The organism is Stenotrophomonas sp. 28608_Sma (genome assembly GCF_056486185.1).
Window position 1 is genome coordinate 1,701,363 of record NZ_CM151308.1, and the last position, 23,400, is coordinate 1,724,762.

Genomic DNA, 23,400 nt, shown 5'->3' on the forward strand with positions numbered 1-23,400 from the left:
GATCGCTCTTCATTGACAAGGTTTTCCCCGGATGCCATCATTAGAAAACCTCTAGTAGATATAGAGTCAAGTTTTTTATAGGAAGCAACCATGATGCGGATCGGTGAACTGGGCAAGAAGGCAGATTGCTTGGTGCAGACCGTGCGCTTTTACGAGTCAGAAGGCTTGCTGCCCGAGCCTGCACGTAGCGAGGGCAACTTCAGGCTCTATGACGAAGTCCATTTGCAGCGCTTGCTGTTCATCCGCCGCTGCCGGGCGAAGGACATGACGCTGGATGAGATCCGTCAACTGCTGAACTTACGGGATCGGCCAGAGTTGGGCTGCGGCGAGGTGAACGCGCTGGTCGACGCTCATATCGCGCAAGTGCGGACCAAGATGAAGGAATTGCGCGCCTTGGAGCGCGAGTTAATGGATCTGCGACGCTCCTGCGATAGCGCCCGAACCTCGCGCGAGTGCGGCATTCTCAACAGCTTGGCCGAGCCCGCCTGAAGCTCGAGCGTGTCATCGGTGCTGGAAGTGATCGGGTCCAGTTCTGAGAGCCACGTGCCGCGCTCCATCATGCGAAAGCGCGCGATTCTGACGTTTTGAGACGGCGTGCGACCGAGGGCGTGGCCCACAGGAGCCAGCGCGAGCCGGACGACCTGCGCGCCGCAATCTCCGCCACCTTACGGGTTCTCCAGGCCAGACCGAGCATCGCGGCGTGGCTGCGCAGGTGCAGGTGCAGGCCAAGGTAGCAGTGCGCCACGACGCGGCCCGACTCATGGGCACGCCACGCAACTCGCGATCGCTTCGCAAGAAGCCGCAAGGCCCGACTCGCGCAAGAATGCGACGTGGGCAAGATCGTATAGCCAGCAGCGCAAGCGTTTGCCGCTGCTGGCCGGCTCCGGAAGGGATAGACAAGCTGCGGGCCGTAGTCCATTGGAAAGTCCATCTTTCTTGAGTGTCACTCTTTGGCGCCCAGCGTGTGCTTTTGCGACCGGAAAGCGCTGAACAAGTGGCCCCCGGGCATCCAGAAATCGCCGTAGTTGACTTGGGCGTCTTCGTGCTCACGCTTGTGATGCCAGCGATGGGCTTCAGCCACCCCGATCAACAATCCCAACGGCCCGACCCGGTATCCCAGATTGGAGTGCTGGAAGGCCAGATGCACGACCAAGAAGCCGAGCCATGCGCCGACGGCCAACCACAGCTTGGAACGCCGCTACTGGCTCAACGGGGAGTGGAAAGGCCGCCCGCCCTCTAGCAAGGCGGCACAAGCGAGCGCGACGATCACTGTGAGTAGCTCCGTCGGAAAAGACGGCCGGCCGGTCGCGAGCTCGCCGAAGAGCACAACCGCAGTGGCGCCACGGATCAGTGGATAGCAGCCATACCGGATGACAGTCGCAATGAAGGGGGCGCATTGGTGCTCATCTGTTCTGTCCTAAAGCTCTGACTGGATTGGAAAACCTTCTAGCTACGGTAGAGTCAAGGGCGTCCGGGAAGACCCTGTGGCAAGTTCGTTGCATCTGCGCCTTGACTCTCCAGCCGCTACAGGCTTCAGCATCCATCGATTTGGAAGGAACAATGCATGGCTGAAAACCACAGAAATCACGAAAACGACGAGTTGGGCCGCCTAGATGCGAGCGATGCGAAGGACCGAAAGATTCTTCTGACTGTGTTGCTGATCAACCTGACGCAGTCCGCCGCCGGCATTGCCCTTGGCATCTGGGCTGGCTCTACGGCGCTGATGGGCGCCGGGTTGGACAACCTCGCCGATGCGTCGGTCTATGCGGTTAGCCTGTATGCCGTCGGTCGTGCGGCAACGGTCAAGGTGGGCGCGGCCCGCTTGTCGGGTTTCTTGCTAATCGGCCTGGCCGCGCTGCTGCTGTTGGAAGTCCTACGCCGCTTCGCTGGAGGGGAAGAGCCTGTCGGCCCAGCCATGATGGCCATGGCCGCGCTGAACGCGGCTTTGAACCTAGTGTGCCTCAGACTACTGCGCCGCCATCGCGGGGAAGATGTGAACTTCAAGGCGTCAGCGATCTTTACCAGCAACGACTCCATCGTCAATGGTGCGATTGTGCTGTCCGGGGTGCTGGTGATGGGGTTCGGGTCGAACATCCCGGATCTGGTGCTGGGCGTCATCGTGGCCGCAATCGCAGCGAATGGGGGGCGGGAAATCCTGCGCGAAGCATCGGAAACAGCTCGCCGTAAGGCGGGCACATAAGGCATGTTTTCGCCCAGTTCATCCCGAGGTTTACCTCTGCAAAAGAGGTAGTCCAGCCTTTGGGCTACGGCCTCGGCTGCAGCCGAGCGTACCATTGGCGATGGCCGCGCGATAGGCGGGCATGCCGTTCTCGACCTCCGTCTGCCGTACAGCAGCGGTGCGCAAGGTTGAGGGTGCATGTCGTCTCTCCTGTTCGTGTGGCCCAGGCCAATGGCCGGGCCGGGACGTTGATGGGCAGGAGAATGGCGCCGAAGGCCCAACGGCCTTCGGCTCGGGAGAAAAGAGGAACCACCCGTGGGCTGATTGGCAGGCCCGGTCGTCGCTAGAACCGTCTGCTCATCAAGCAATCACACCCGGCCCATGTCGTGGCTGGGGCCGGCATCGTCTGGCGCACATCCGCGCACAAAGGGAGCCCGTTTTTGCACCGGCGGGCACCGGCACCGATTACCGCTGACCACGAAGGGTCTCCCGGTGGCTCGTGCAGCCTGGCAAGCCACCGGGAGACCCTTCGCAGAGGGCGGAAGAAACGCAGATCAACAGAACGCGCGTGGTGCGGCTCGCAGAGAAGCTACCTTCAGGTCCCGCGGCCGGGGACGGCTGGGCGGGACGCGCACACGGATCAAGAAGGCGTTGCGCGCTGGGCGTCCCGCAGGGCATGCGGCGGAGTGCGGGACAGGGGCCACGCCGCCGAAGGCGGGCACGGCTCACGGGGAACGGGGGCGGTCAGGAGCCTTTGCGGCCGCTACGGCGCGGGCGCGAGGCGCCGCGCTTGGAGCTGCCGGATTCGACTGGCAGCGTGCCTTTGCAGTCCGGGTAGCGGCTGCACGACCAGAACGGGCCGCTCTTGCCGCTGCGCTGGCGCGTGGGTGCGCCGCACTGCGGGCATGCCGGCCCTTGGGGAACCTTGATGGACAGGGAGGCGCTGCCGTACTGCGCAATCAACTGCGAAATCCACGCGGCCTGCTTGCCGATGAACACGTCCAGGGTGAGCTGTCCGGCCTCGATCATGTCGAGCGCCTGTTCCCAGACGGCGGTGGTGCCAGGGTCGGCAATCGCCGCAGGCACGGCATCGATCAAAGTGAAAGCCGCATCCGAGGCGCGGATGGCGCGCCCCTTCTTCACGAGGTAGCCGCGAGCGATCAGGCCGCCGATGATGTTGGCCCGCGTCGCTTCGGTGCCGATGCCAACCGTATCCTTGAGCTTCTGCTTCAGGCGGGGATCGGACACCAGCTTGGCGACGCCTTTCATGGACTTGACCAACTCGCCTTGCGTGTACGGTTTGGGCGGCAGCGTCTTGAGTGCCTTGAGATCGACGTCGGCCACCTGGCATGCCAGGCCCTCATACAGTTTCGGCAGCGCGGGCAGCACCTGGGCGCGGACCGCAGTATCGCCCTCGCCATCACCGTCTTCGGCCTGCGGCTCGGCGAGCACCTGGCGCCAACCCGGGATGACAACCTGCTTGCCCGTGGCCGCCAGGTTCTGCCCCCCGCACGAAAACTTGGCCACAGTGCGGTCGAACTCGTGGTGAGGGAGGAACTGCGCCAGGTAATGCGACCGGATGAGCCTGTACACGGCCAGTTCCTTCTCGCTCATGGCGGAGAGCTTCGCCGGTTCGAGCGTCGGGATGATGCCGTGGTGCGCCGTGACCTTGCCATCGTTCCAGGCGCGCGAGCGCTGCGAGCGGTCGAGCTGGCCCATGATCGAGCGCAGCGAGGGATCGGTCTTGAGCAGGCTGTCGAGAACGGTGGGCACTTCGGCAAACATGCTCTCGGGCAGGTAGCCGGAGTCCGAGCGGGGGTACGTCGTGGCCTTGTGCGTCTCGTACAGGGCTTGGGCAATCTCCAAGGTTTCCTGCACGTCCAGCCCAAGCTGCTTGGAACACACTTCCTGCAAGGTGCCCAGGTCGAACGGCAGCGGCGGGCCTTCGCGGACACGCTCAGTCTCCACCGACACGACGTGGGCACTGCCCGCAGCGCGGATCTGCTGCATGGTCTGCTGTGCGACCGGCTGCCGCAGGCAGCGGCCTGCGTCGTCGGTGCACGCATCGGGTGGAACCCATTGCGCGGCGAAAGTCGAACCGCCTGCGAACAGGGACACGGCGATGGCCCAGTATGGTACGGACACGAAGCGCGCGATCTCGCGGTCGCGGTCCACAACGAGCTTGAGCGTCGGGGTCTGTACGCGGCCGACCGACAGCACGCCGTCGTAACCCGCCTGTCGCCCCAGCACCGTGAACAGCCGGCTCAGGTTCATGCCCACGAGCCAATCCGCACGGGAGCGCGCCAGCGCCGAGTGGTACATCGAAAGCGTCTCGGCCGAAGGCCGCAGCTTGCCCAGTGCCGCCCGAATGGACGCATCGTTGAGCGCCGACAGCCACAGGCGTTCGATGGGGCCGCGGTAGCCGCAAAGCTCCACGATCTCGCGGGCGATCAATTCGCCCTCGCGGTCGGCATCGGTGGCGATAACCAGGTGAGTCGCCTTCGCCAAGAGCGCCTTGACGACCTTGAATTGCGTGGCGGTCTTCGGTTTGACCTCGACCCGCCAGTGCTGGGGAATGATGGGCAACTGCTCAACGGACCATCGTTTGAGCTGCTCGTCGTAGGCCTCGGGCGGCGCCGCCTCCACGAGATGGCCGATGCACCAGGTGACCGTGACGCCGGAACCGTTGAGGCAGCCTTCACCGCGCTGCGTGGCGCCGAGAATCCGGCCAATGTCTTTGCCCTGGGAGGGCTTCTCGCACAAGAACAGCCGCATATCCGTCCATCCCGATTCCTGTTGTTCATGGAGTTGCTGGGATCGAGGATGCCGAGCGCAGCCCCTGGCAGCAGCAAACAAGCCGCATGCGGCAGCGACCGCTTTCACGCCGATGAAATGGCGAGTGCGGGGAAGGTGCGTGGCCGGAAGTGTGCGGGCCGAGAGCCGCGATTTCCGGGAGCGCGCGTGGAACTCGGTGGACGTTGGTGGAGCTATCCCCTGGGGATAATTCGCAGCGCATGGAGGGCGGCGAAGCACTGCGGCAGCCGCCCTCCATGCCCGATCACTTCCTGCGCTTGGTCTCTTTCGGCGCCGTCGATTCCTGGGTGGCCTGGGGCTTCGGCTCTGCCTCCTGTGGCTTCGGGCTGAGGGCCACAGACTCGATGCGGTACGGCAGGATGCCGACACTGCGCGCGTTGACCTGCCAAGTCTCACGCGGCTGATCTTCGTTGTCCGTCCAGGGGTCGCGCTCCATGCGGCCGACGACCAGCACCCGCATGCCCTTCTGGTAGAGCTGCTGCCAGCGGTCGGCGTCGTGGTGCCAGAGTTCCACCGGCGCCCAGAAGCCGCCGCGGTCCTCGAACTCGCCGCCCTTGGTGGGGACGGGGTTGTCGAAGTACACGTTCAGCCGGAGCAACCGGCGAGGATCGTCGTTGCCATTGGGGAATTCGCGGTACTCGGGAGGCGATCCGATGTTGCCCTCGCCGATGAATTGTGTGCTCATGTTGGAATCTCCGTGGTGGTTGAAATACCCGTGCCTCGTTGGGCTCGGGCGCGTGCTCGGATGGCAGGCGCAATCACCGATCGCGCACTGCGGCAGGAACGGACGCGAGCCGGCGCAGGTAGGTGTTGTCCGCCTGCGCGGCCTTGCTGGCGCATTCCTGTGCTTGCCTGCCCAGGGTGTGCAGCAGGCTGATCTGCATGTTCAGCATGACGCGCTGCAGTTCGATCTCGTGCAGGTCGTGCAGCAGGTTGACCGGCGTGCTGGGGCTCGCCATCAGCTCCTGCCACAACGCCACGCCCATGGCCGATCGATCGTGCTTGCGCCAGCGAAGAAAGGTCGTGCCTGCGCCAGTGGTCTGCTGGGCCAGCTCGACGGGAAGCAGGTGGAAGGGATGCCCGCACGCCTGTGGCAGCACCTGTCGCTGCGCCAGGGCAATCAACTCGTCGCGCATGGCGAAGCACTGGCTGGCCCAGGCCTCGAAGTCCCCTTTACCTTTAAAAGGCTTTAAAAGGCCTTTTAGAGAGGCCGCGTGTTCCAGCCGCATGAAGGCTGGCTGTTCCAGACGACGGAAGTAGCGCGGTTCGCGGTTCGGGTCGCTCATGCCGGTTCGTCCTCGCCGGCGGCTGTGGACTTGGCCTCGGCCGAATCGGCGGCAGCGCCTTCGTCGGTGGGAGATGCGGCTGCGGCAGCGCTATCACCACGCTGTTGCAGACCACGGCGCACGACGGGCGGCGCAAACTTCGAGCGGCGCATGCCTTCGAGCACGTCCTGCGGCAGTTCGCCGAACTTCTCCAATGCTGCCCGAGCTGCGGCGTTCTTGGCCGCGAAGTCGTCGCGGGTGCAGCCCGAGTAGCGGTATTGCTGGGCCAGGCTGAACAGGCTGCGCAGCGCGTGGGCACCTTCGTTGAGCCAGCGCTCCAACGTCGAGCGATCGATCAGCGCGGTGTGGTGGGCGAGGATCAGCTTGCGGGCGATGTCGTCGTAGTCGGCCAGCAGATAGACGGCGGCAAAGCCGAGCTGCGCGTTCACGAACAAGGGGAGCTTCACCGGCTGCACGTTGAGGTTCTCACCCAGGCTCAACGCCGCAGGCACGCCGGCCAGTGCCTGGTCAACCTGCTCGCGCAGCGATTGCAACGTGGTCCTGGTCTGGTCGAGCTTTTCCTCGATGCGCAACATCCACCAGTCGCTGTACGGGTCGTCCTGCTCCGAGCCGCGCTTCATCTTGTTCATCACGGCGATGTAGCCGTTCAGGCCGACGATGCCGGGTCGCCCCTCGGCGGCGGCGCGGCCATGCCAGATGCGCGAGGCGTGGTGGGTGTGAAGCGTCAGCGACATCGCGCTGCGCAAAGAGCCGAGATTGAGTTGCAGAGGTTCGTTGGTTGCCATGGCGTCCGCTCGCTTGGGAAAAGGAGCGGTCAGGATCGGCACGCAACGGAAGGCAGTCAGTCAACAAACCGAAATGAACCGGGACCCGGTTGTCGTGGCAGCGGTGGCCTGTGATACGAGCTATCCCCAGGGGATAGCTCCATCGAAAGCCATGGAGCGCTGCTCGCGCAAATGGTGCGTGCGCTCATGCAACCGACGCCATTACGGCCCCCCTGGACCGAAGTGCCATGCCGTGCCTGTCGGCGTTACAGCTTGTAGTACATCTATCCCCTGGGGATAGCTCTACTGACGGCCATCGACGTCTGCTTCACGCCCTTGTCGCTCGTCGCGCTCAGCTACTGCGCAGAAGGTCGCGCAGCCGGTCAATGTGCTGCCGGGCCACCTCGGGTGGAACCACATTGCGCGGTGGTTCAGGCGGTGCATCTCGTGCAGGGGCAGGTGGCGGTGCTGACCCGGCTTGCTTGGCCCAGGCGTTGAACTCGCCACGGATGGCGCGCTGGATGATGCCGAACAGGTAGCCTGCCGGGTTGCGGATGGTGCTGCCGCGACAGCGATCCGCCCATTCGTCCAGCACGGCCTGGCGTAGCGGAGCATCGACCTGCTGCAATGCCACGATGGCGGCGGCCTGCTGCTCTTCCTTCAAGCCGAGAAAGCGATCAGGCAGGCGAACTCCTGGCATCGCACGCGCCTGCCCACGCTCACGCGCGGTAGTACGTACTTCATTCATACGACTACTACGTACAGTACGGTCCTGCTTCGGATTCCGAAGAGCGCCGTCTGACGCGGGTTTCGGCCCTGCTTCGGAATCCGAAGAGGGGTCATCAGAATTCCGAAGAAGGCTCGGCGCCCCTTCTTCGGAATCGTGAACCCTATCCTTCTGTGGATAACTCTCCTGCGACCCAATGCCCTGGCTCGCGAGGCGTTCGGCAAGGACCTGCAGCCGCGAGGGCAACGTGCGGCCAGACAACAACGGGTCTTCGGCGATTTCCTTGAGGGTGTGCAAGCCCACGACCTGGACGGCCTTGGCCGAATGGCCCAGGGCTTGGCTGACGAGCTCCAAGTAGTCCGGGTCGAGCTGCATCGCCTCGAAAGGCGTCAGGGGCTCATCGTGCAGGACGTAGAGGTTGCCGAGGATGCGCCCGGTCTTGGGGTCACGCCTGCGGCGCACGAGACTCAACCAGCGAGTCAGGCGCAACAGCGTCAGCGCCCGTGCCACGGTCTCGTGAGAGGCCTGTCCGGCGCAGGGCATTGACGCGAGCCACGGGCGAAGTTGCTCATACGTCGGAAACGCCGTGACCCCATCCTCGTTGAGCATCATCCGAAAGACTTGCCAGGCATTGCGTTCCAGCGGCGTCAGGCGTCGGTCCAGGAACAGCCGTCGCGGCACGCTCTCGTGCCGATTGCCGCTGAACAGAAAACCGTCGCCGGTTGCGGAGACAGGAGATGTTGCGGATGCGGGAGCTGGCGCGGACGCGGGCGGGCGAGGTTTCGGTGCAAGGTCTTTCAGCGCGCTGTCGAACAGATCAGCGAGGGCGACCGGGCCTTGGCGTGGTGCTCGTGGTGCAGCGTCGTCCACGGCCATGACTCAACCCAATCCCTGATCGATCCAGTTCTTGATCGCAGCCCAGACCACCGACAGCGGCAGTTCCATGCCTTCGGCGAGGTCCATTGCCGCATCAAGAACCGAGGTCTCATCCTCCAGCTCGACATTCCTGCTGCTGGTCACGGCCTTCCAGCGTCGCCACAGCTCGGTGTCCTGCTCCTCGTCCAGAACCGGATGGCGCCCCTTGCGTTTGGGCAGGCCGAGAACTTCACGCCGTAGCGCGACTTCCTGGTGCGTCAGCCCATAAAAACGGCTCGCCATTTCCGTACTGGCCCCCAGGCGCAACATGCGATCGACGGTGGCGATCTCCTTCTCCACGTCCTGCGCCTGTTTGAGCAATCGCCGGAGCACTTCCCGGTTCACCGAGACAGAGCACCACGAGACGCTGGCATTGGCCAGTACGCTGATCAGCGCCGGATGCTTGAGCGCATCCAATTCTTCCTCACCGAATCCCATCGCCTTGCAGCGGCGCAGTTGCCCGTTGCGCAGATCGTAGAGCGCCTGCGCGATGACGGCCTGGTTGAGTGGGTTAGGTGCGGACATGCGGGCCTCCCTCGCTCAGGTCCCAGGACCGAGAGCGCCGGCTTCCAGATCCAGCAGGCGCCGGGCCAGCCGCAGCAGACGAAACAGCTTGACCAGCGCGGTGTCGCTCAATCGCCGGGCCCCGTCGGCATGACGTTGGCCTTGGCCGTGCAACAGCGCTGGCAGGTCGGTGACGAAGTGCCCGCCGTCCAAGCCCACGTCGGCCGACTGCTGACCGGCCAGGGAAACCAGCAGCGCGAGCACGGCACGTGCGAGCGGCGACGAAACCTGGGTCGGGGCACGACACGCGAACCCGATGCCATCTGAACGATCCTCGACACACGCGTCCAGGTCGACCTCGCCCGCGATCTCGCGCGCGAACTGCGCGATGTGGACGCGCAGGCGGCCGGGTGCGTCGAGACCTGGGTCGATATGCCAGATGTCCGAGATGGGATAGAGGCCACCGGCCTGCACGGGAATCGACTGCAGCACGTTGGCCGAGAAGTCGGGCGGAAGCGCATCGCCCAACTGGTCGGCGACCATGCGCTGGATGGACTGGAGCCGCTGCGTCGTGGGTGCCGGAGAGACGATGTGCTCGTCAAGTAGATCGCCAGCCGCTGCCGCAGGGGTGGCTGCGGATGCCTCACGCGGGGCCGCATCGTCCTGGGGCCTTGTCGGCGCGGCGGCAGAGTGGCCTGCAGAATGTGCTGCTGTGGCGGGGGACGGTGCCGGTTCAATCGGCGGCCGTGCGATGGCCCCAGGCTCAGGCAATGCCGGCGGCGCCGATGGCGGGGTTGGGTCGCTGACCAGGGCGCGGTGGCGGCTCTCGGATTCGGTCAGGTCCAGGGCAAGCACGTCGTAGTCGATGCCCAGCAGCTCGGACATCTGACCGATCAACTCGTCCTGCACACGCTGCGGCGAGAACTCGTCGGCCTGGGTATCGAACTGCGACAGCACTTCTTGGAAGAAACTGTCGAAGTCGAGCGGCAGGGAGCGGCCCTTGGCATAGTGCTCCCACGTGCGCTCACTGGCCTTGCGCATGACCGACAGCCGCTCGACCTGGTGGCGACCGAGGCCACCATACAGCACGGTCGGGATCGCAGGCAGCAGGTAGCGCACCGCATCGGCCATGCGGCTGATGTGTGACTGCTGCACGGGGAAGCCGTCGGCGCCCAAGCGACGGGCCAGCTCGGACTGGCTCAAGGTCGTGCTGCTTTCCGCTTCATAGAACTCGCGCGCCTTCTCGACGCCGAGGGCGCGCTCGATGAACGTCAAGCCGCCACGCAGTTCGTTCTCGGCGAGGTGCCCGGTCAGCGCGACGATCTCCCCGCGCGCAGGCCACGGCCGGAACAGGCACGATATGCGGAAGAAGCGCTCGTCCTTCGTTTCTGTCCAGAGTTCGCGCAGGATCGCCAGCCTGGTGTTGCCGCCGTTGCGGATGATGTAGTGCGCCTCGCCAGGACGGCGTGTGATGGCTGGCGCCGCATCCAGGCCGCGCTCGCGGATGGAGGCCTTGATTTCATCGTAGGCCGAGTTGCGCTTTTTGCGGGGATCGTGGTCGTAGGGCCGCAACTGGTCCAGCGTCACGACCATCGGCGTGTCGGCGATGGGGTCACTCAAAGCCGTGGCCGATGGCCCACTGCGCTCGAACCCGGCGGCAAGCAGCTTGCCGGCCATGTCCTGGGAGGTCATCTCAGCCATGGCCGCATCCCTCGGCGTTGGCGGGCCGGGCCATGCGGGCCTCGCGCTCGGCTCGGCGGATCTGCGCACGGGCATTGAGGTCTGCCCGGTAATCGCTCGCTGTCGAGCTGGTGTAGATGGCGGCGCAGCCGGTCTTGGTGAATTTGAGGTGTCCACCCCGAGTACGTTTGACGTGCCAGCCTTCGCTCACCGCAAACTCGATCAGGGCGCGCAGTCGCTTGTGGCCACGGGACAGTTCATGTGCGCTCGCCACGGGACCTCCCGGTTTCAATAGAACGTGGAGGACGGCCGGACACGCGGGCGAATCTGTCTTGCCACTGCGGGAACAGTTCGCCGGCGAGCGTGCGCATGGTGTCGAGCGCAGCGGGCGCAACTCTGCCTGGTGGCTGTCGATACTCGACGCGATGCACCGGCATGCCGCGGGTTGCAGCGCGCGGATAGGCTTCGATGGCCGGCACGTCGGTGCCCAGCACGCGGATGCCCGTGTGATCCTGAAATAGGTCGTGCAGCGCCTGCTGGATCATGCGTGCGTTGGCGGACACGGGGTGGACACGATTGATGAGTAGGTGCAGCGGTGGCGGTTCGATGCCAAGGTGCCGATACGGCGCGATGTCCTCCAGCAACTGCATGGTGCCGCGCCGCAGTTCGCGGGCCGCAAGGATTTCCGGGGTCACGGGTGACAGCGCCAGGCCGGAGGCGAGCACCGCCATCTCCAACAGCACCGAGCGCGCGCCTTGGGTGTCGATTAGCACCAGGTCATAGAGCGGCGCCAGCGCCGGCAGCAGGTGGCGCAACCGCAGGCGCCCGTCTGGCGCGTGCAGCAGCAAGGTGTTCAGTTCACCCCGGTGGTCGTTCGAGAGCACCAGGTCCAGGCCCGCGATGATGGTGCGGGACACGAGCTGGTCGAGACCGCGCTCGTTGAACGCCAGCAGCTCATAGATGCCGCCGGGCGCGCGGTGAGCCAGATCGTAGTAGGAGGACAAGGTGGGCTGCACGTCGAGATCGAGCAGCAGCACGCGCAGCCCCGCGTCCGCGGCGAGCCCGCCGAGGTTGGCGGCCGTGGTCGTCTTGCCGACGCCACCTTTCGTTGAAATGATGGATACGACCTGCATGGCGCTCTCCGTTTGGCGATGGGAAGTCCGAGGGGGAGCGAGTCAGGTGCGGTTGTTAAGGCGTTCGGCGATCCACTGATCGATCTCGACCGAATCCCAGCCCACCGCGCGCACGCCAAGGCGCAACGCCTGTGGAAACTGGCGCTTCTTCATCAGGTTGTAGATGTGGGCGCGTTTGAAGCCGGACTTCGCTTCAACTTCATCGAGCCGCAGGATGCGGCGCTCGTGCGGTGGCAGTACAGGTACTTGCGACATGGCGGTCACTCCTGAACGCTCAGTGGCGTTTGTTGGCGTGACCTCTATTCAATAGACATGGCTGCAAAAAGACATTGCAAATGCAATCTCCGAGACTGCACATACAAGATGGAAGAATTCACGCGGCTGCGCTACGCACATTCTTCCTGGCGTTGGCGAACTTGCCGTTCAAGGTTCGCTCCGTGATGCCCATGGTGCCGCCATAGTGGGCGAGCAATGCGGTGACGATTGCCTCCTGCGTCTTGAAGCTGGAGTACGGCACACCCGATGGGGATTGACCCAGCATCAGCGTCAGCATGCCACCGATGATGTTCAGGTACGTGGTCTCCGCTCGATCACTGATCGCGCACTGCTTGGATGCCAACAGCACCGCGGACTGCTTGAGCAAGGCTTCGTGTTGCGCTTGAAGTTTGCGCATCTCACGCCGGCTATGGTCCAGCGCGGCCTGCAGAGCCTGCCGTTCCAGCAGGATTGCCTGTCCTGTTTCCAGGGTGATGGAGGGATGCGCCATGCGCTCGCTGCGGCTGAACAGGAATCCGGGTCGATGCTCAGGATAGTGAGTGCGCATCCAGCGTTTCAGATCGACGTGGCGGATGGTCAGATCGGGTGAACTCACCAACTCTGGGTCATTGAGCGTGATCCCGTTCTTGCCAAAGGGCAGTTCCGAGTTGAGGATGCCGTCGTAGATGCGTTCCGAGTACAGCCGACACTCGTTCCATCGCGGGCAGTCCAATGTCTGCGGCAGGCACCGCGGTGATGCGATCGAGGCGAGGATCGACGCCTTGTACCGCAACAACCCAGCCCACCGTATGGCAGCTTCGATGGGACGATAGAACACCTTTGATAATGGTGGCTCCTTGTGCATGTTTTCGTCTCCTTTCGGAAGCGCTACATCACCGGCTCCTTTCTCGCCCTGCCAAGGGCTGTTGTGTCGTTATGCCTGTGGCGGATGCCAGGGACGAATGCCCCGGAACGTGGGCGGACGAGATCATGGCATCCGCCACAGGTGGCCCTCTCTTGCTCAATGTGCAAGAATCGACCAGTTGCCGGCCCGTCGAGTAACAAGGAAGAAGCACGCTCGACAATGGCGCTCACGGTGCCAGCGTCATGGGGTGCGTCAGGCGTATCAAGACCGATTCGCTATGGTCTGATATCCCTACGGTTTCACAAGTCGCGCTGGGGCGCAGTCGTTGCTCAACGTCCAGAGGGACGCAGAGAAAACCGCGCGTGTGATGCTTGTTCTGGCATCCTGATATATCGACATAGCATCCAGCGATCCTGGGCTGTGGCCAGTTTGAGGCTGTTGCGCGCCGCTCCCACACGGTCGCCAGCTGACCAGGTGATGTGAACATGCGCCCCATCTTTCCTTGCTCGCCGCTTGGCCTTCATCACGAACAGCCTTGGGCTGTGGTGCGCACGGCATCAAACCAAGCGCGGTCTCAACGTTCGATGCTGATGCCATTCCTGACGCAAGGAGACCTGAGTGTCGAGCGGCGTTGCAGGGGCGGGCCTCTGGTAGCCGTGTATTCTGCGTCGGTTGTCAGGGGATGAAATGGCAGTCCTTGGACGCTGATGGAAGTTGTTGGATGAGTTTTGTTGCCGAGGGCGAAGAACAAGGCTATAATTCAGGCCTTCGCTGCTCACGGCGGCGAAGAATGTGATTGGGAAACAAGGATTTAGCGCCCTAGTGCCTGTCTCGTTTCCCGCTCCAGATTCAAGAAGAACGCTCCCGCAAGGGGGCGTTTTTCGTTTGTCACACCGGTTGCACCACCGCCGCGCTAGCGTGCCTTGCCGGGCAGGGCGCTGCACCAGGTCCGGGCATCCTGCCGGTGGAAACCGGGGCAGCGGTTGTCCTGCGGGATGTAGACGTAGGGAGCGTCATCTTCGTAGGTGAAGTGGTAGTAGTAGGTCCGGTCCTTCCCGTACAACCAGTAGTTCGACGAGCCCTGGTTGATGGCATACGGCTCGAACGTGAAGATCGAGGATTCGGCGGGAATGAAGTTGCTGCGCTCCATCAGTAGCAGCGTGGCGTTCGAGACCAGTGGGGTGGTCAGGACGAGCACGATCACACCGACAGTCGCTGTCGTGATCGAGCCAATCAGCAGCCAGCAGCGGGGACGTTTCACGGTCGGGCAGCATCGAAGCAAGACAATGCCGCAATGTGCAATACGCTGTGAAAGTCGTCCAGTGTTCCGTGCCGGGAACGCATTGAAAGCGTAGTGAAAGACTGGGTCGGCGTTGCCTGAACCGCACGCGTGCTGTGACCTTTTTCGGACGATTTCTCCATGTTCGCTCCACAATCGCACGGTAGCCTTCATGCTCCTTCTACACGTTGGCGGGCTGGTGGTCAGGCGTATCACTTCAGTGGCGGTGCCCAAGGCCGGGCACGGACTCTCCCTGCATGCAGTGCTGCGCCCTGGTGCGTTGTTGGCAAGCCTGGCCCTGGCCGGTTGCATGTCGGTGCCTGTTCCGGACCTGCCTGACCGCACGCCCAGCACCTGGACCCAGGTGCCGCAGGGCCAGGGCGTGGCAGTGGATGCCAGACAGTGGTGGAAAGTGCTGTCCGACCCGGCACTGGATGGCCTGGTCGACCAGGCCATCGCCGGCAATCTGGACCTGCAGCAGGCTACGCTGCGCCTGCAGGCCGTTCGGATCGTCGCCGGCACTTCCGACTCGCGTTTCCTGCCGGAAATCTCGGCCAGCGCCAAGCAGGTGCAGGACGCCGCCGCCGTCGATACCTACTTCCATGCCGGCATCGAAGCGATCTGGGACCTGGGCCTGTTCGGTGCCGCCGAGAGCGCGCAGCTGAGCGCGCAGGCTTCGGCCGGCAATGCCGAGGCGCTGCGCAATGCCGCGCAGGTGGCGGTGATTGCCGACGTGGTGCGCAGCTATCTGGACCTGACCGTTGCACAGGCCCAGCAGGACCTGCTGGCCCGCCAGCAATCGGTGGATGACCGCGGCGAGCACCTGGCCCTGGTCCGCCAGCGCCTGCGCCTGGATGAGCCCGGCGAACTTGATCGCCTGCGTGCACGCCAGGCCGCCACCCACGCCGCCATCGCACAAGCCCGGGAAAACGCCGACAACGCCGCCCGTGCGCTGGCATTGTTGCTGGGCCGTGATGGCCCGGATCCGGCTTGGCGCGCCTATCGCTCGCCGCCGGAGCTGGGCACGTTCTCCCTGCAGCAGGTACCGGCCGATCTGCTGCGCCACCGCCCGCAGATTCTGCTGGCCGAATCTGAAGTGATGCAGGCTGCGGCGAGCAAGGGCTCCGCACGTGCCGCGATGTATCCGCGGGTCAGTCTTGGTGGCTCGATCCTGTACGCCTACAACCTCACCCAGAACGCCCGCTCCAACTCCGATTCCAGTCCGTCGATCGGCCCGTACGTCGATATCCCGCTGTGGGATTGGGGCCAGCGTCGTGCGCGCTTCAATGCCGATGAAAAGCAGCTGGATGCTGCACTGCTCGGTTACCGCAAGGCGGTACTGGAAGGCGTGAGCGAAGTGGAGGGCGCGCTGGGCAGCCTGGCGCGCCAGGACAGCAGCATCCAGTCGCTGCGTGCGGCCAATGATGCCGCCGGCCAGCAGGTCAAGCGCCAAGCGCGGCAGGTGCAGCTGGGCCTGTCCAGCGAGTTCGATGGACTGGATACGCAGCGTGCCGCGCTCGCCTCGCAGGCTGATCTGATCGGTGCGCAGGGCGCACGCGTGCTCGCGTTTGCTTCGCTGTACCGCGCGCTTGGCGGTGCACCGCTGCCGGCTGAGGGTGAGGGCGAACAGCAATGATCGCGCTGGCCCGCAAGACCCTGGCCTATGAGTGGCGCCGGTTTCTGCCGGTAGTGCTGGCGATGTGCTTCGCTGGCGTGCTGCTGATCGTGCAGGCGGCGCTGGTGCTGGGTATCTTCGGTACCGCCGCGATCTACGTGAAGGCATCGTCGGCTGATATCTGGGCCGGTTTCCCCGGCACCCAGAGTGTGAACTACGGCCATGCAATCAGTGCGGATGTGGAAAGCCACCTGCGCATGGATCCGGATGTCACCCGCGTCGAACCCTACGAGTGGGTCGATGGCGAATGGCGCTCCAGCGCGCAGGGTACCGGTAACGTGTCTGTGTATCTGTCCGGCATCTCCACCCAAGGCGACGCGATGATGTTCGCGCGCATCCTGCCCGCCGACCTGCGCGCGCAGCTGCGCGAACCCGGTGCGGTGATCGTCGATAGCGCCGATCTGGATACGCTGGGCGTGGATCTGCAGAACAACCGTGCGTGGATCAATGGCAAGGCAGTGCGCGTGGTCGCGGCACAACCGGGCCTGCGTGGCCTCGGTGGCGTCAACGTGCTGGCCTCGCTGGATACCGCGCGCGCCATCGCCGGTACCGACCCGCATGAGGGCAGCACCTATTTCGTGGCGGGCCTGCGTTCGCCGGACCTGGCCGACCGTGTGCGCGACCGCCTGGCCGCGTCGATGGGGCAGGCCACGCCGGTCGAGTTCTGGACGGCACCGGAGTTCGCCAGCCGCTCGCAGCAATACTGGCTGTTCGATACCGGTGCCGGCATCGCAGTGTTGTTCATGGCCGTCATCGTCTGCTTCGTCGGCGCGGTGATCACCAACCAGTCGTTTGCTTCGGTGGTGGCCGGCTCGGTTCGCGAATACGCCACGCTCAATGCACTCGGTGCCGGTCGCTATGCGCTGGCGCGGGTGGTGTTCGAGCAGGCGCTGCTGATCGGCGGCGTGGGCATGTTGCTGGCGGCGGCGTTCAGCACCGTGGTGTTGTTGATCGCACAGACCCAGCGCGTGCCGGTGCAGCTGACGCCGATGGTGATCATCGGTTGCGTGGCGCTGGTCGCGGTGATGGCCATGCTGTCGAGCATCATGGCGGTACGCAGTGTCGTCCGCTCCGATCCATCGTTGCTGCTGCGTTGAGGACCGGCCGATGACTTCCATACGCGCCGTCGCCCCGACCCTGCAGGCCGACGCACTGGAAAAGGGTTTCATGTCCGGCGATGTGCAGGTGCCGGTGCTGCGCGGCCTGTCGCTGGACATCTATCCCGGCGAGCTGACGCTGGTGTCGGGCCCGTCCGGCTGCGGCAAGAGCACCCTGCTGTCGTTGCTGTCTGGGTTGTCTGCGCCCGATGGCGGCCGCGTGCACGCACTCGGGCAGGATGTGGGCCACATGACGCGCAGTGAAGTGGAGCGCTTCCGCCTGCACCATGTCGGCTTCGTGTTCCAGGGCTTCAATCTGTTCCCCGCACTGACCGCACTGGAACAGGTGCAGCTGCCGCTGGGCTATCGCGGCATGAGCAATCGCGAAAGCGAACCGCTGGCCCGCAAGGCATTGGACGAGGTGGGCCTCAGCCACCGCAGCCACATGCGACCGGCGCAGCTGTCCGGTGGTGAGAAGCAGCGCGTGGCCGTTGCGCGCGCCTTCGCCAAGTCGCCGACGCTGATCTTCGCCGACGAACCCACCAGCGCGCTGGACGCCGAGAACGGCCAGCGCGTGATCGACATCCTGCATCGCTACGCACGTGCGCACGGCGCCACCGTGTTGTGCGTGAGCCACGATCCGCGCCTGATCCGGCATGCCGATCGGGTGATCGCCATGGAAGACGGCATGGTCCGTGATGACCGCCGCCAGAACGAAACTGTAGAGTCCGCCCCATGACCAAGACGTTGCACCTGCTTCCCTTCAGCCTGGTACTGTCCGCGGCGGCGCTGCTCGGCGCCTGTTCCAAGGACGCGCCTGCCCAAGCACCTGCAGGTAAAGCCGGCACTGCCACCGCCGGAAAGGTCGCGGTGGCGCGCGGCATCATCGACGTCGAGGGTGGCCTGATCGCGCTGGCGCCGCCAGTGGATGGCTCGATCACCGCCGCGCCGGTGAAGGAGGGTGCCACGGTGAAGAAGGGACAGCTGCTGCTGTCGCTGGATGGCGCCCTGCTGCAGCAGGAAGTGGCGATGGCCACCGCCGATCTGGCCCTGGCCAACGACCGCCTGAAGGGCAGCCAGGCGCAGCTGCGCGAACTGGAGCGCAATGCGACTCGCCTGTCCACCGGCGCCAGCGAAGGCGTGTCGTCCAACCAGCAGGCCGATGCAGCCAAGCAGCAACTGGCCGGTGTGCGCGCCGATGTCGACGTGGCCGGTGCGCAGGTCGACATGGCCCAGCACAAGTTGGAGCACGCGAAACTGAAACTGCAGCAGATGTCGCTGAGCGCGCCGGAAGCCGGCACCGTGGTCGGCCAGGTGCCGGGCCTCGGCGCCTTCGTGCAGGCTGGCAAGCCGGCGATCTCGCTGCTGCCGGCACGCCCGCTGCAGGTGCGTGCAGAACTGAGCGCCGCCTATGCCGATGCCGTGCAAGTGGGCATGAAGGCCACCGTCGTGCCGGACAGCGATGGCGCTGAAAACACCGGCTCACTGCCACCCGCGCGCGTGGTGCGCATCAGTCCGGTGTTCGCGCAGGCACGCTTGCCCGAAGACGCGGGGCGTGGCGTGGCCAAGGTGGTGGAGTGTGTGCTGGAGTTCGACGGCGAGGCCAAGGCGCGCTTCGGCCAGCATGTGCGGGTGGAGTTCCGGAAGTAGGCGCTGGCCTCAGTTCCCGAGCCAGCGTCGCAGGCGAGGCCAGAGCGAGGCCGGCACAACCACGAGCAGTGCCGGCAGCAGGATGGCGCTCATGCCGAGCAGCCAGTTCGAATGGACGTCGCTCACGGGGGATTGATGCATGGCAGCCAAGCCCCATAGGACGTTCCACCCCAGCCATGGAATGAGGCTGATCAGGATCCGCAGCCACAGGCGGCGGAACCGCCATGGCTGCACAGCCAGGCCCAGCGCTGTCATTTCCACGAGGACGATCAGCGCGAACGTGATCACCGAGCCGATGGGATAGGGCAGTGTCCCGGACTCGGTGTGACGCAGTTGCCAGTAGTCTGGCTTGAAGCCGGCATGGATGAGCGCGGCAACCAGCAGTAGCCAGATGAGTGATGCCAGCAGCCAGAAGGAAGGGGGAGCACGGAATGCGATGGGCAGGGGCACGATGCAGGCGTTCGTCGCTGGCGGATCCTCAACCTTCCTGCATCGGCCTGCCGCAATCCATGCAAGAGATCCGAAAATGAAGCGGTGAAGCCCTCGGATCCAGCGCCTTAAGGAACCGCAGTCGGGGTCTTCTTCCTGCCGGAAATGCGTCCCAGGACGCTGACCAGCGACACCACGCACAGCGCCAGCAGCAGTCCCACGTCCAGCAGCAGCAACCACAGCAGGTGCATGCCGTGCACCGGTGGCTGATGCATGGCCGACAGCATCCACGGTACCGACCACGCCAGCAGCAGAACGAAGGCAATCAACAGGCGCAGCCACAGTCGCTTCAGTTTCCATGGCCGCACGATCAAGGCGGCCACGACCAGTTCTACCGTGCCCAGCAACGCGAACACGATGACAGTGCTGGTCGGGTAGGGCAGCTCGGCGCCTTCCAGGCGGTGCAGCAACCAGTAGTCCGGGGTGAAGCCGGCATTGACCAGTGCGGCGATCAGCGCCAGCCAGGTCAGCGCGACCAGCAACCAGAACAGGCGGATGTAACGTCTAGGCATCGGCGGTGTCCATGGTAGCGGGCAGGCGGCTGCGTGATGCATAGCACACCGATGTGGCGATCGCGGCCAGCGCCAGCAGGCCAGGTCCGACAGTGAAGTACAGCAGGCGCAGCGGGTGGTTGTGCATCAGCGTCCAGGTCGCGAACGTCAGCGGAACCGCCAGCACCAACAGTTTGGCGAACAGCGGCCGCAGCACCGCGATCATTGGCTGGGCGCCAAGGAACATCCAGAACAGGTAGAACTGCGCGATGCCCAGGCTGATGTCGCGATGCGAGGTGAAGCCGAAATGGTCGCGATACCAGTTCATTCCCAGCGGAATCAGTGCCCAGTACAGCAGGGCCACCAGCAGATGCAGCAGCAGGGCGATCAACAGGGGCTTGCCGCGAAGGAACATGGGCGCACGGGGCTGGGCGGGGCAGCGTACCCCAGTGCGGACGCCCATGACCGCATCGTGTGAAGACTGTTGACGGCGTGAAGGAATTTGGACACAATAGCGCTCCTTCGACGCAGGTCGAACGGAATCTGCGGGAATAGCTCAGTTGGTAGAGCGCAACCTTGCCAAGGTTGAGGTCGCGAGTTCGAGTCTCGTTTCCCGCTCCAGATTCTACAGGGCCCCGGTAGGGGCCTTGTTTTTCTCCCGCCACGGCAAGGCGGGGCACGTTGGGCCACAAGGCTTTACGCGCAGTCAGAAAAGTGAAATCGCTGGTGTGTGTTCCGGATTTCCGGTACCATGGCGGCTTACGCGGGAATAGCTCAGTTGGTAGAGCGCAACCTTGCCAAGGTTGAGGTCGCGAGTTCGAGTCTCGTTTCCCGCTCCATGTTCCGACAGGCCCCATCATGGGGTTTTGTCTTGTCAGGGCTCCGTTCCTGGCGCGCAGTACGTTGGCCTCATGGCAGAGTGGCTATGCACCGGATTGCAAATCCGTTTACAGCGGTTCGATTCCGCTTGAGGCCTCCAATTGAAAAGCCCTGACTCCGGTCAGGGCTTTTTTGTTTGCCTGGATGCCAGCTAACCTGCGTCCGGATCGATATCCGCTACAGCCTGGCCAGCGCCTGCACCGTGGCCTGGGTCAGTGGCTGGGGCAGCGCATCCAGCGCGAACCAGCCCAGCCCTGTCTGCACACCCGGCTCCTGGATGGAGGCCTCGGCACCGGCAGGTGCCCGAGCCTCGAAGATCGGCGCGACCCAGTGCTGCGCAAGTGTCGGCTCGAAATGATCGGCCAGGCACAGCAGGCGCTGCAGCGTCACTTCCAATGCCGTCTCCTCGCGAGTTTCGCGGACCACGGCAGCCTCCACCGTTTCCATCCAGTCGACTTTGCCGCCGGGTAGGCCCCAGTGCCCGCGCTCCGGATCGCGTCCGCGCTGGATCAGCAGGATGCGGCCGTCGGCATCACGGACGACGGCGCCGCATCCAACGCGGGGAATCTGAAGTTCAGTCATGGCGGAGAGTGAAGAAGGAGCCGTCTTCATTCTTGCATGCACGCCGTATCAGGAGAACCCGCGCTAGGCTGGGCACCTGTGCATCAGCAACCTCACAGGTGTGTCGCATGCTTCTCCGGCAACTCGGCGCTGACGACGCCGATATTCTCTGGCAAGCACGGTTGCAGGCCCTTCGCGAGTCGCCTGCGGCGTTCCTGTCCACGCTGGCCGAGGCGCAGAATGACTCGGCGGACGTGATGCGCGCCCAGCTTGCCGATCCCGGCACGCGCTACTTCGGCACGTTCGTGGACGGCATGCTGGTGGGTTTCCTGCGCTATGTGCGTCCGGTGCGGTTGGCGCGGTGGCATACGGCGGAGATCCACAGTGTCCATGTTGGCGCAGCCCATCGTGGACACGGCATCGCCCGTCAACTGTTCCTTGCCGCGTTCGCGGCTGCGCGCGCGGAAGGCATCGAATCGCTCACTCTCACGGTGCTGGCGGACAACGCCGCCGCGCGCGCGCTGTATGAATCGCTGGGTTTCACCGAATCCGGCGTCGAGCCGCGCGCGGTGAAGCGCGACGGCCGCTATGTGGACATGGTGTCGTACTGGATTTCAGTGACCAGCCACCCACCATCGCCGGCACCTTGAATCACCCGCTCTACGCCGGATCGTGGACCGGCGTCTGCGCGCGGAAGTTGCACCCGACTGGTTCACCCACGCTCAGGTAGTGGCGGAACAGATAGATCAACGGTTTCCAGTGGGCGACATCGATGTGCTGGGTGCCAGCCACGGTGATCGCTTCGTGCGCATGCACGCAACGGATCCGTCCTTCGACGATCACGAAGCCCTGACCGTCATCCTCGCCGGGCGGGTGCATCGCCATCACGCTGACTTCCACCTGCAGCGGGCACTCGGCAATCGCCTCTGGTGCGACGTGCGTCGAGGCGACCGCACTGAAGCCCCCCAGCGCGAACTTGTCGCGGACGTGCACGTAGCCCATCGCCTGTTTGGCAGTGGGCACCGGATCGCAGCCTGTCGCGCGCGCGATGGCCTCGACCTGTGCGGCCTGCGCGGAGGATGGGAAGTTCAGTACGCACTCGTTGCGCAGCTGCAGGTTGCGATAGCCCTGACCCTGCACGCCGAGGCCCAGCACCACCCGGTTGCCCAGGGCCCAGAACGAAGACAACGGACTGATGTTGCTGCTGCCGTCGTCGTTCAGCGTGGTCATCAGCAGCACAGGCGTGCCCGGGTACAGGACCGAAGGGGTGATGCAGCGGCGGGGAATCGGAGCGGAATTCATGGCAGGCCTTGCACTATCGGGGTGGCCACTGTGCCGTGGCAGCGGGTGCCGACGCTTCGGCCTGCATCGAACTGTCGGCCTGCAACGGCGTGCCACAATGCGGGCATGGTCCACACCTCCGGTTCCCTTGTCAGCGTCGGTGCCCTGGTTGGCGACCAGGCGCGCGCATCCATGCTGCTGCAGTTGATGGATGGGCGTGCGTATACCGCGACGGAGCTGGCACGCGTGGCTGGGGTGACACCGCAGACGGCGAGCACGCATCTGCGCAGGCTGGTCGAGGGCGACCTGCTGGTCGCTGTCGCGCAGGGGCGCCATCGCTATCACCGGCTGGCCTCGCACGAAGTCGCCGACATGCTGGAGGGCATCCTGCGCGTTGCGGACCGCACGCCGTCCTGCACCGCTGAGGCATCACGCAGCATGCCGGGGTTGCGCCAGGCGCGTTCCTGCTACCGGCATCTGGCCGGTGTGCATGCGGTGGCGATCACCGACCGCTTGTTGCAGGCAGGGCACCTGGTCCCGCACCAGGCGCATTGGCAGGTGAGTGTGGAGGGCGCAGCGTTCCTGCAGGAGCTCGGCCAGCCGCTGGCTGAGCTGCTGCGGCTTCCCGTGACGGTCAAGCCTGCGCGCTACTGCCGAGGATGCCTGGACTGCACCGAGCGGCGCCCGCATCTGGCCGGGCTGGTCGGCGAGGCGATGCTGGACAGCTTCGTGAAGAACGATTGGCTTCGGCGGGTTGAGGGTCGACGCGAACTGCGCCTGACGCAGCCGGGGCGCGAAGCGCTGTGGACGCGGTTCGGCCTGGCGACATAAGGGCCCCTCCAGTCTCATTCGCCCACGACATGGCAAGGCGCTATG

The 23,400-nt window shown here is 64.7% G+C and carries 27 protein-coding genes and 3 tRNA genes; 11 read left to right on the forward strand and 19 right to left on the reverse strand.

Annotated elements, in window-relative coordinates:
- The first annotated feature begins 90 nt into the window (after positions 1-90).
- On the forward strand, positions 91-489 hold the full coding sequence (gene cadR, locus ACZLHH_RS07850) for a Cd(II)/Pb(II)-responsive transcriptional regulator (RefSeq protein WP_003098965.1): 399 nt from the start codon (positions 91-93) through the stop codon (positions 487-489).
- A gap of 67 nt (positions 490-556) precedes the next feature.
- Here the strand turns inward: cadR and ACZLHH_RS07855 are convergent, their stop codons facing one another.
- On the reverse strand, positions 557-931 hold the full coding sequence (locus ACZLHH_RS07855) for a DUF3703 domain-containing protein (RefSeq protein ID WP_011516992.1): 375 nt from the start codon (positions 929-931) through the stop codon (positions 557-559).
- 12 nt (positions 932-943) lie between these two features.
- A complete protein-coding gene (locus tag ACZLHH_RS07860; RefSeq protein ID WP_014747696.1) occupies positions 944-1,153 on the reverse strand; it encodes a sterol desaturase family protein in 210 nt (69 codons plus the stop codon).
- Between the two features lie 411 nt (positions 1,154-1,564).
- Here ACZLHH_RS07860 and ACZLHH_RS07865 point away from each other — a divergent pair, with 411 nt between their 5' ends.
- Positions 1,565-2,200, forward strand: coding sequence for a cation efflux transmembrane domain-containing protein (locus ACZLHH_RS07865; protein WP_003098972.1), 636 nt, complete (start codon positions 1,565-1,567; stop codon positions 2,198-2,200).
- 723 nt (positions 2,201-2,923) lie between these two features.
- Here ACZLHH_RS07865 and ACZLHH_RS07870 read toward each other — a convergent pair.
- From ACZLHH_RS07870 to ACZLHH_RS07925, 12 genes are all read right to left on the reverse strand, one after another.
- Entirely contained in the window at positions 2,924-4,954 is a 2,031-nt protein-coding gene (locus ACZLHH_RS07870; RefSeq protein ID WP_003116834.1) for a DNA topoisomerase III, read from the reverse strand.
- Positions 4,955-5,237: 283 nt separating this feature from the next.
- A complete protein-coding gene (locus tag ACZLHH_RS07875) occupies positions 5,238-5,678 on the reverse strand; it encodes a single-stranded DNA-binding protein (RefSeq protein ID WP_003098976.1) in 441 nt (146 codons plus the stop codon).
- 73 nt (positions 5,679-5,751) lie between these two features.
- Positions 5,752-6,279: a DUF3158 family protein gene (locus tag ACZLHH_RS07880; protein ID WP_003098978.1), complete on the reverse strand. Its 528-nt coding sequence runs from the start codon at positions 6,277-6,279 to the stop codon at positions 5,752-5,754.
- Entirely contained in the window at positions 6,276-7,064 is a 789-nt protein-coding gene (locus ACZLHH_RS07885; RefSeq protein WP_012112316.1) for a PFL_4669 family integrating conjugative element protein, read from the reverse strand. Before ACZLHH_RS07885 ends, ACZLHH_RS07880 begins: the two co-directional genes overlap by 4 nt.
- A gap of 331 nt (positions 7,065-7,395) precedes the next feature.
- Complete coding sequence (locus tag ACZLHH_RS07890; RefSeq protein ID WP_012112315.1) at positions 7,396-8,646, reverse strand: STY4528 family pathogenicity island replication protein; 1,251 nt, start codon at positions 8,644-8,646, stop codon at positions 7,396-7,398.
- Between the two features lie 3 nt (positions 8,647-8,649).
- Positions 8,650-9,210, reverse strand: a complete 561-nt coding sequence (locus ACZLHH_RS07895) for a DUF2857 domain-containing protein (RefSeq protein WP_012112314.1) — start codon at positions 9,208-9,210, stop codon at positions 8,650-8,652.
- 15 nt (positions 9,211-9,225) lie between these two features.
- Positions 9,226-10,890: a ParB family protein gene (locus ACZLHH_RS07900; protein WP_012112313.1), complete on the reverse strand. Its 1,665-nt coding sequence runs from the start codon at positions 10,888-10,890 to the stop codon at positions 9,226-9,228.
- Positions 10,883-11,143, reverse strand: coding sequence for a hypothetical protein (locus ACZLHH_RS07905; protein WP_012112312.1), 261 nt, complete (start codon positions 11,141-11,143; stop codon positions 10,883-10,885). The genes ACZLHH_RS07900 and ACZLHH_RS07905 overlap by 8 nt, the downstream gene beginning before the upstream one ends.
- Complete coding sequence (locus ACZLHH_RS07910) at positions 11,127-12,002, reverse strand: ParA family protein (RefSeq protein WP_012112311.1); 876 nt, start codon at positions 12,000-12,002, stop codon at positions 11,127-11,129. The genes ACZLHH_RS07905 and ACZLHH_RS07910 overlap by 17 nt, the downstream gene beginning before the upstream one ends.
- A 42-nt stretch (positions 12,003-12,044) precedes the next feature.
- Positions 12,045-12,257 carry an AlpA family transcriptional regulator gene (locus tag ACZLHH_RS07915; RefSeq protein WP_012112310.1) on the reverse strand — a complete coding sequence of 71 codons (213 nt, stop codon included), beginning with the start codon at positions 12,255-12,257 and terminating at the stop codon, positions 12,045-12,047.
- Between the two features lie 118 nt (positions 12,258-12,375).
- The gene (locus ACZLHH_RS07920; protein ID WP_012112309.1) at positions 12,376-13,122 is read right to left on the reverse strand and encodes a hypothetical protein; all 747 of its coding nucleotides are present in this window, start codon (positions 13,120-13,122) and stop codon (positions 12,376-12,378) included.
- A 913-nt stretch (positions 13,123-14,035) separates the two neighbouring features.
- The gene (locus tag ACZLHH_RS07925) at positions 14,036-14,383 is read right to left on the reverse strand and encodes a hypothetical protein (protein WP_071228372.1); all 348 of its coding nucleotides are present in this window, start codon (positions 14,381-14,383) and stop codon (positions 14,036-14,038) included.
- A gap of 190 nt (positions 14,384-14,573) precedes the next feature.
- Here ACZLHH_RS07925 and ACZLHH_RS07930 point away from each other — a divergent pair, with 190 nt between their 5' ends.
- The 4 genes from ACZLHH_RS07930 to ACZLHH_RS07945 are packed head-to-tail and all read left to right on the forward strand — an operon-like array spanning position 14,574 to position 18,823.
- A complete protein-coding gene (locus tag ACZLHH_RS07930) occupies positions 14,574-16,037 on the forward strand; it encodes an efflux transporter outer membrane subunit (protein WP_180844467.1) in 1,464 nt (487 codons plus the stop codon).
- Positions 16,034-17,173: an ABC transporter permease gene (locus ACZLHH_RS07935; RefSeq protein WP_121503782.1), complete on the forward strand. Its 1,140-nt coding sequence runs from the start codon at positions 16,034-16,036 to the stop codon at positions 17,171-17,173. The genes ACZLHH_RS07930 and ACZLHH_RS07935 overlap by 4 nt, the downstream gene beginning before the upstream one ends.
- Positions 17,174-17,183: 10 nt before the next feature.
- Entirely contained in the window at positions 17,184-17,912 is a 729-nt protein-coding gene (locus tag ACZLHH_RS07940; protein WP_032128913.1) for an ABC transporter ATP-binding protein, read from the forward strand.
- Positions 17,909-18,823, forward strand: coding sequence for an HlyD family secretion protein (locus ACZLHH_RS07945; protein WP_071228369.1), 915 nt, complete (start codon positions 17,909-17,911; stop codon positions 18,821-18,823). The genes ACZLHH_RS07940 and ACZLHH_RS07945 overlap by 4 nt, the downstream gene beginning before the upstream one ends.
- 9 nt (positions 18,824-18,832) lie before the next feature.
- On the opposite strand, the gene ACZLHH_RS07950 is transcribed toward ACZLHH_RS07945, so the two are convergent.
- The 3 genes from ACZLHH_RS07950 to ACZLHH_RS07960 form a co-directional block, all read right to left on the reverse strand.
- Positions 18,833-19,273, reverse strand: a complete 441-nt coding sequence (locus ACZLHH_RS07950; protein ID WP_343205599.1) for a hypothetical protein — start codon at positions 19,271-19,273, stop codon at positions 18,833-18,835.
- 107 nt (positions 19,274-19,380) lie between these two features.
- Positions 19,381-19,824, reverse strand: coding sequence for a hypothetical protein (locus tag ACZLHH_RS07955; protein ID WP_049423211.1), 444 nt, complete (start codon positions 19,822-19,824; stop codon positions 19,381-19,383).
- A complete protein-coding gene (locus tag ACZLHH_RS07960; protein WP_049399945.1) occupies positions 19,817-20,218 on the reverse strand; it encodes a hypothetical protein in 402 nt (133 codons plus the stop codon). Before ACZLHH_RS07960 ends, ACZLHH_RS07955 begins: the two co-directional genes overlap by 8 nt.
- 130 nt (positions 20,219-20,348) lie before the next feature.
- Between ACZLHH_RS07960 and ACZLHH_RS07965 the strand changes: the two genes are divergently transcribed.
- The 3 genes from ACZLHH_RS07965 (at position 20,349) to ACZLHH_RS07975 (ending at position 20,782) form a co-directional block, all read left to right on the forward strand.
- A tRNA-Gly gene (locus ACZLHH_RS07965) sits at positions 20,349-20,424 on the forward strand.
- A 142-nt stretch (positions 20,425-20,566) separates the two neighbouring features.
- Positions 20,567-20,642 (forward strand) — tRNA-Gly (locus ACZLHH_RS07970).
- A 66-nt stretch (positions 20,643-20,708) separates the two neighbouring features.
- Positions 20,709-20,782: transfer RNA gene (locus ACZLHH_RS07975), tRNA-Cys, on the forward strand.
- 77 nt (positions 20,783-20,859) lie between these two features.
- On the opposite strand, the gene ACZLHH_RS07980 is transcribed toward ACZLHH_RS07975, so the two are convergent.
- Positions 20,860-21,264: an NUDIX hydrolase gene (locus ACZLHH_RS07980; protein ID WP_180844466.1), complete on the reverse strand. Its 405-nt coding sequence runs from the start codon at positions 21,262-21,264 to the stop codon at positions 20,860-20,862.
- Between the two features lie 107 nt (positions 21,265-21,371).
- On the opposite strand from ACZLHH_RS07980, the gene ACZLHH_RS07985 reads away from it, so the two are divergent.
- Entirely contained in the window at positions 21,372-21,893 is a 522-nt protein-coding gene (locus ACZLHH_RS07985) for a GNAT family N-acetyltransferase (protein WP_180844465.1), read from the forward strand.
- Positions 21,894-21,903: 10 nt separating this feature from the next.
- Here the strand turns inward: ACZLHH_RS07985 and ACZLHH_RS07990 are convergent, their stop codons facing one another.
- Positions 21,904-22,545 carry a flavin reductase family protein gene (locus ACZLHH_RS07990; protein WP_180844464.1) on the reverse strand — a complete coding sequence of 214 codons (642 nt, stop codon included), beginning with the start codon at positions 22,543-22,545 and terminating at the stop codon, positions 21,904-21,906.
- A 105-nt stretch (positions 22,546-22,650) separates the two neighbouring features.
- On the opposite strand from ACZLHH_RS07990, the gene ACZLHH_RS07995 reads away from it, so the two are divergent.
- Entirely contained in the window at positions 22,651-23,355 is a 705-nt protein-coding gene (locus ACZLHH_RS07995; protein ID WP_049461946.1) for an ArsR/SmtB family transcription factor, read from the forward strand.
- Positions 23,356-23,400 lie beyond the last annotated feature (45 nt).

Coding starts and splice junctions, on each gene's coding strand:
- cadR (WP_003098965.1), top strand. CDS start 91: ATGATGCGGATCGGTGAACTGGGCAAGAAGGCAGATTGCTTGGTGCAG.
- ACZLHH_RS07855 (WP_011516992.1), bottom strand. CDS start 931: ATGGACTTTCCAATGGACTACGGCCCGCAGCTTGTCTATCCCTTCCGG.
- ACZLHH_RS07865 (WP_003098972.1), top strand. CDS start 1,565: ATGGCTGAAAACCACAGAAATCACGAAAACGACGAGTTGGGCCGCCTA.
- ACZLHH_RS07870 (WP_003116834.1), bottom strand. CDS start 4,954: ATGCGGCTGTTCTTGTGCGAGAAGCCCTCCCAGGGCAAAGACATTGGC.
- ACZLHH_RS07875 (WP_003098976.1), bottom strand. CDS start 5,678: ATGAGCACACAATTCATCGGCGAGGGCAACATCGGATCGCCTCCCGAG.
- ACZLHH_RS07880 (WP_003098978.1), bottom strand. CDS start 6,279: ATGAGCGACCCGAACCGCGAACCGCGCTACTTCCGTCGTCTGGAACAG.
- ACZLHH_RS07885 (WP_012112316.1), bottom strand. CDS start 7,064: ATGGCAACCAACGAACCTCTGCAACTCAATCTCGGCTCTTTGCGCAGC.
- ACZLHH_RS07890 (WP_012112315.1), bottom strand. CDS start 8,646: ATGGCCGTGGACGACGCTGCACCACGAGCACCACGCCAAGGCCCGGTC.
- ACZLHH_RS07895 (WP_012112314.1), bottom strand. CDS start 9,210: ATGTCCGCACCTAACCCACTCAACCAGGCCGTCATCGCGCAGGCGCTC.
- ACZLHH_RS07900 (WP_012112313.1), bottom strand. CDS start 10,890: ATGGCTGAGATGACCTCCCAGGACATGGCCGGCAAGCTGCTTGCCGCC.
- ACZLHH_RS07910 (WP_012112311.1), bottom strand. CDS start 12,002: ATGCAGGTCGTATCCATCATTTCAACGAAAGGTGGCGTCGGCAAGACG.
- ACZLHH_RS07915 (WP_012112310.1), bottom strand. CDS start 12,257: ATGTCGCAAGTACCTGTACTGCCACCGCACGAGCGCCGCATCCTGCGG.
- ACZLHH_RS07920 (WP_012112309.1), bottom strand. CDS start 13,122: ATGCACAAGGAGCCACCATTATCAAAGGTGTTCTATCGTCCCATCGAA.
- ACZLHH_RS07930 (WP_180844467.1), top strand. CDS start 14,574: ATGCTCCTTCTACACGTTGGCGGGCTGGTGGTCAGGCGTATCACTTCA.
- ACZLHH_RS07935 (WP_121503782.1), top strand. CDS start 16,034: ATGATCGCGCTGGCCCGCAAGACCCTGGCCTATGAGTGGCGCCGGTTT.
- ACZLHH_RS07940 (WP_032128913.1), top strand. CDS start 17,184: ATGACTTCCATACGCGCCGTCGCCCCGACCCTGCAGGCCGACGCACTG.
- ACZLHH_RS07945 (WP_071228369.1), top strand. CDS start 17,909: ATGACCAAGACGTTGCACCTGCTTCCCTTCAGCCTGGTACTGTCCGCG.
- ACZLHH_RS07955 (WP_049423211.1), bottom strand. CDS start 19,824: ATGCCTAGACGTTACATCCGCCTGTTCTGGTTGCTGGTCGCGCTGACC.
- ACZLHH_RS07960 (WP_049399945.1), bottom strand. CDS start 20,218: ATGTTCCTTCGCGGCAAGCCCCTGTTGATCGCCCTGCTGCTGCATCTG.
- ACZLHH_RS07980 (WP_180844466.1), bottom strand. CDS start 21,264: ATGACTGAACTTCAGATTCCCCGCGTTGGATGCGGCGCCGTCGTCCGT.
- ACZLHH_RS07985 (WP_180844465.1), top strand. CDS start 21,372: ATGCTTCTCCGGCAACTCGGCGCTGACGACGCCGATATTCTCTGGCAA.
- ACZLHH_RS07990 (WP_180844464.1), bottom strand. CDS start 22,545: ATGAATTCCGCTCCGATTCCCCGCCGCTGCATCACCCCTTCGGTCCTG.
- ACZLHH_RS07995 (WP_049461946.1), top strand. CDS start 22,651: ATGGTCCACACCTCCGGTTCCCTTGTCAGCGTCGGTGCCCTGGTTGGC.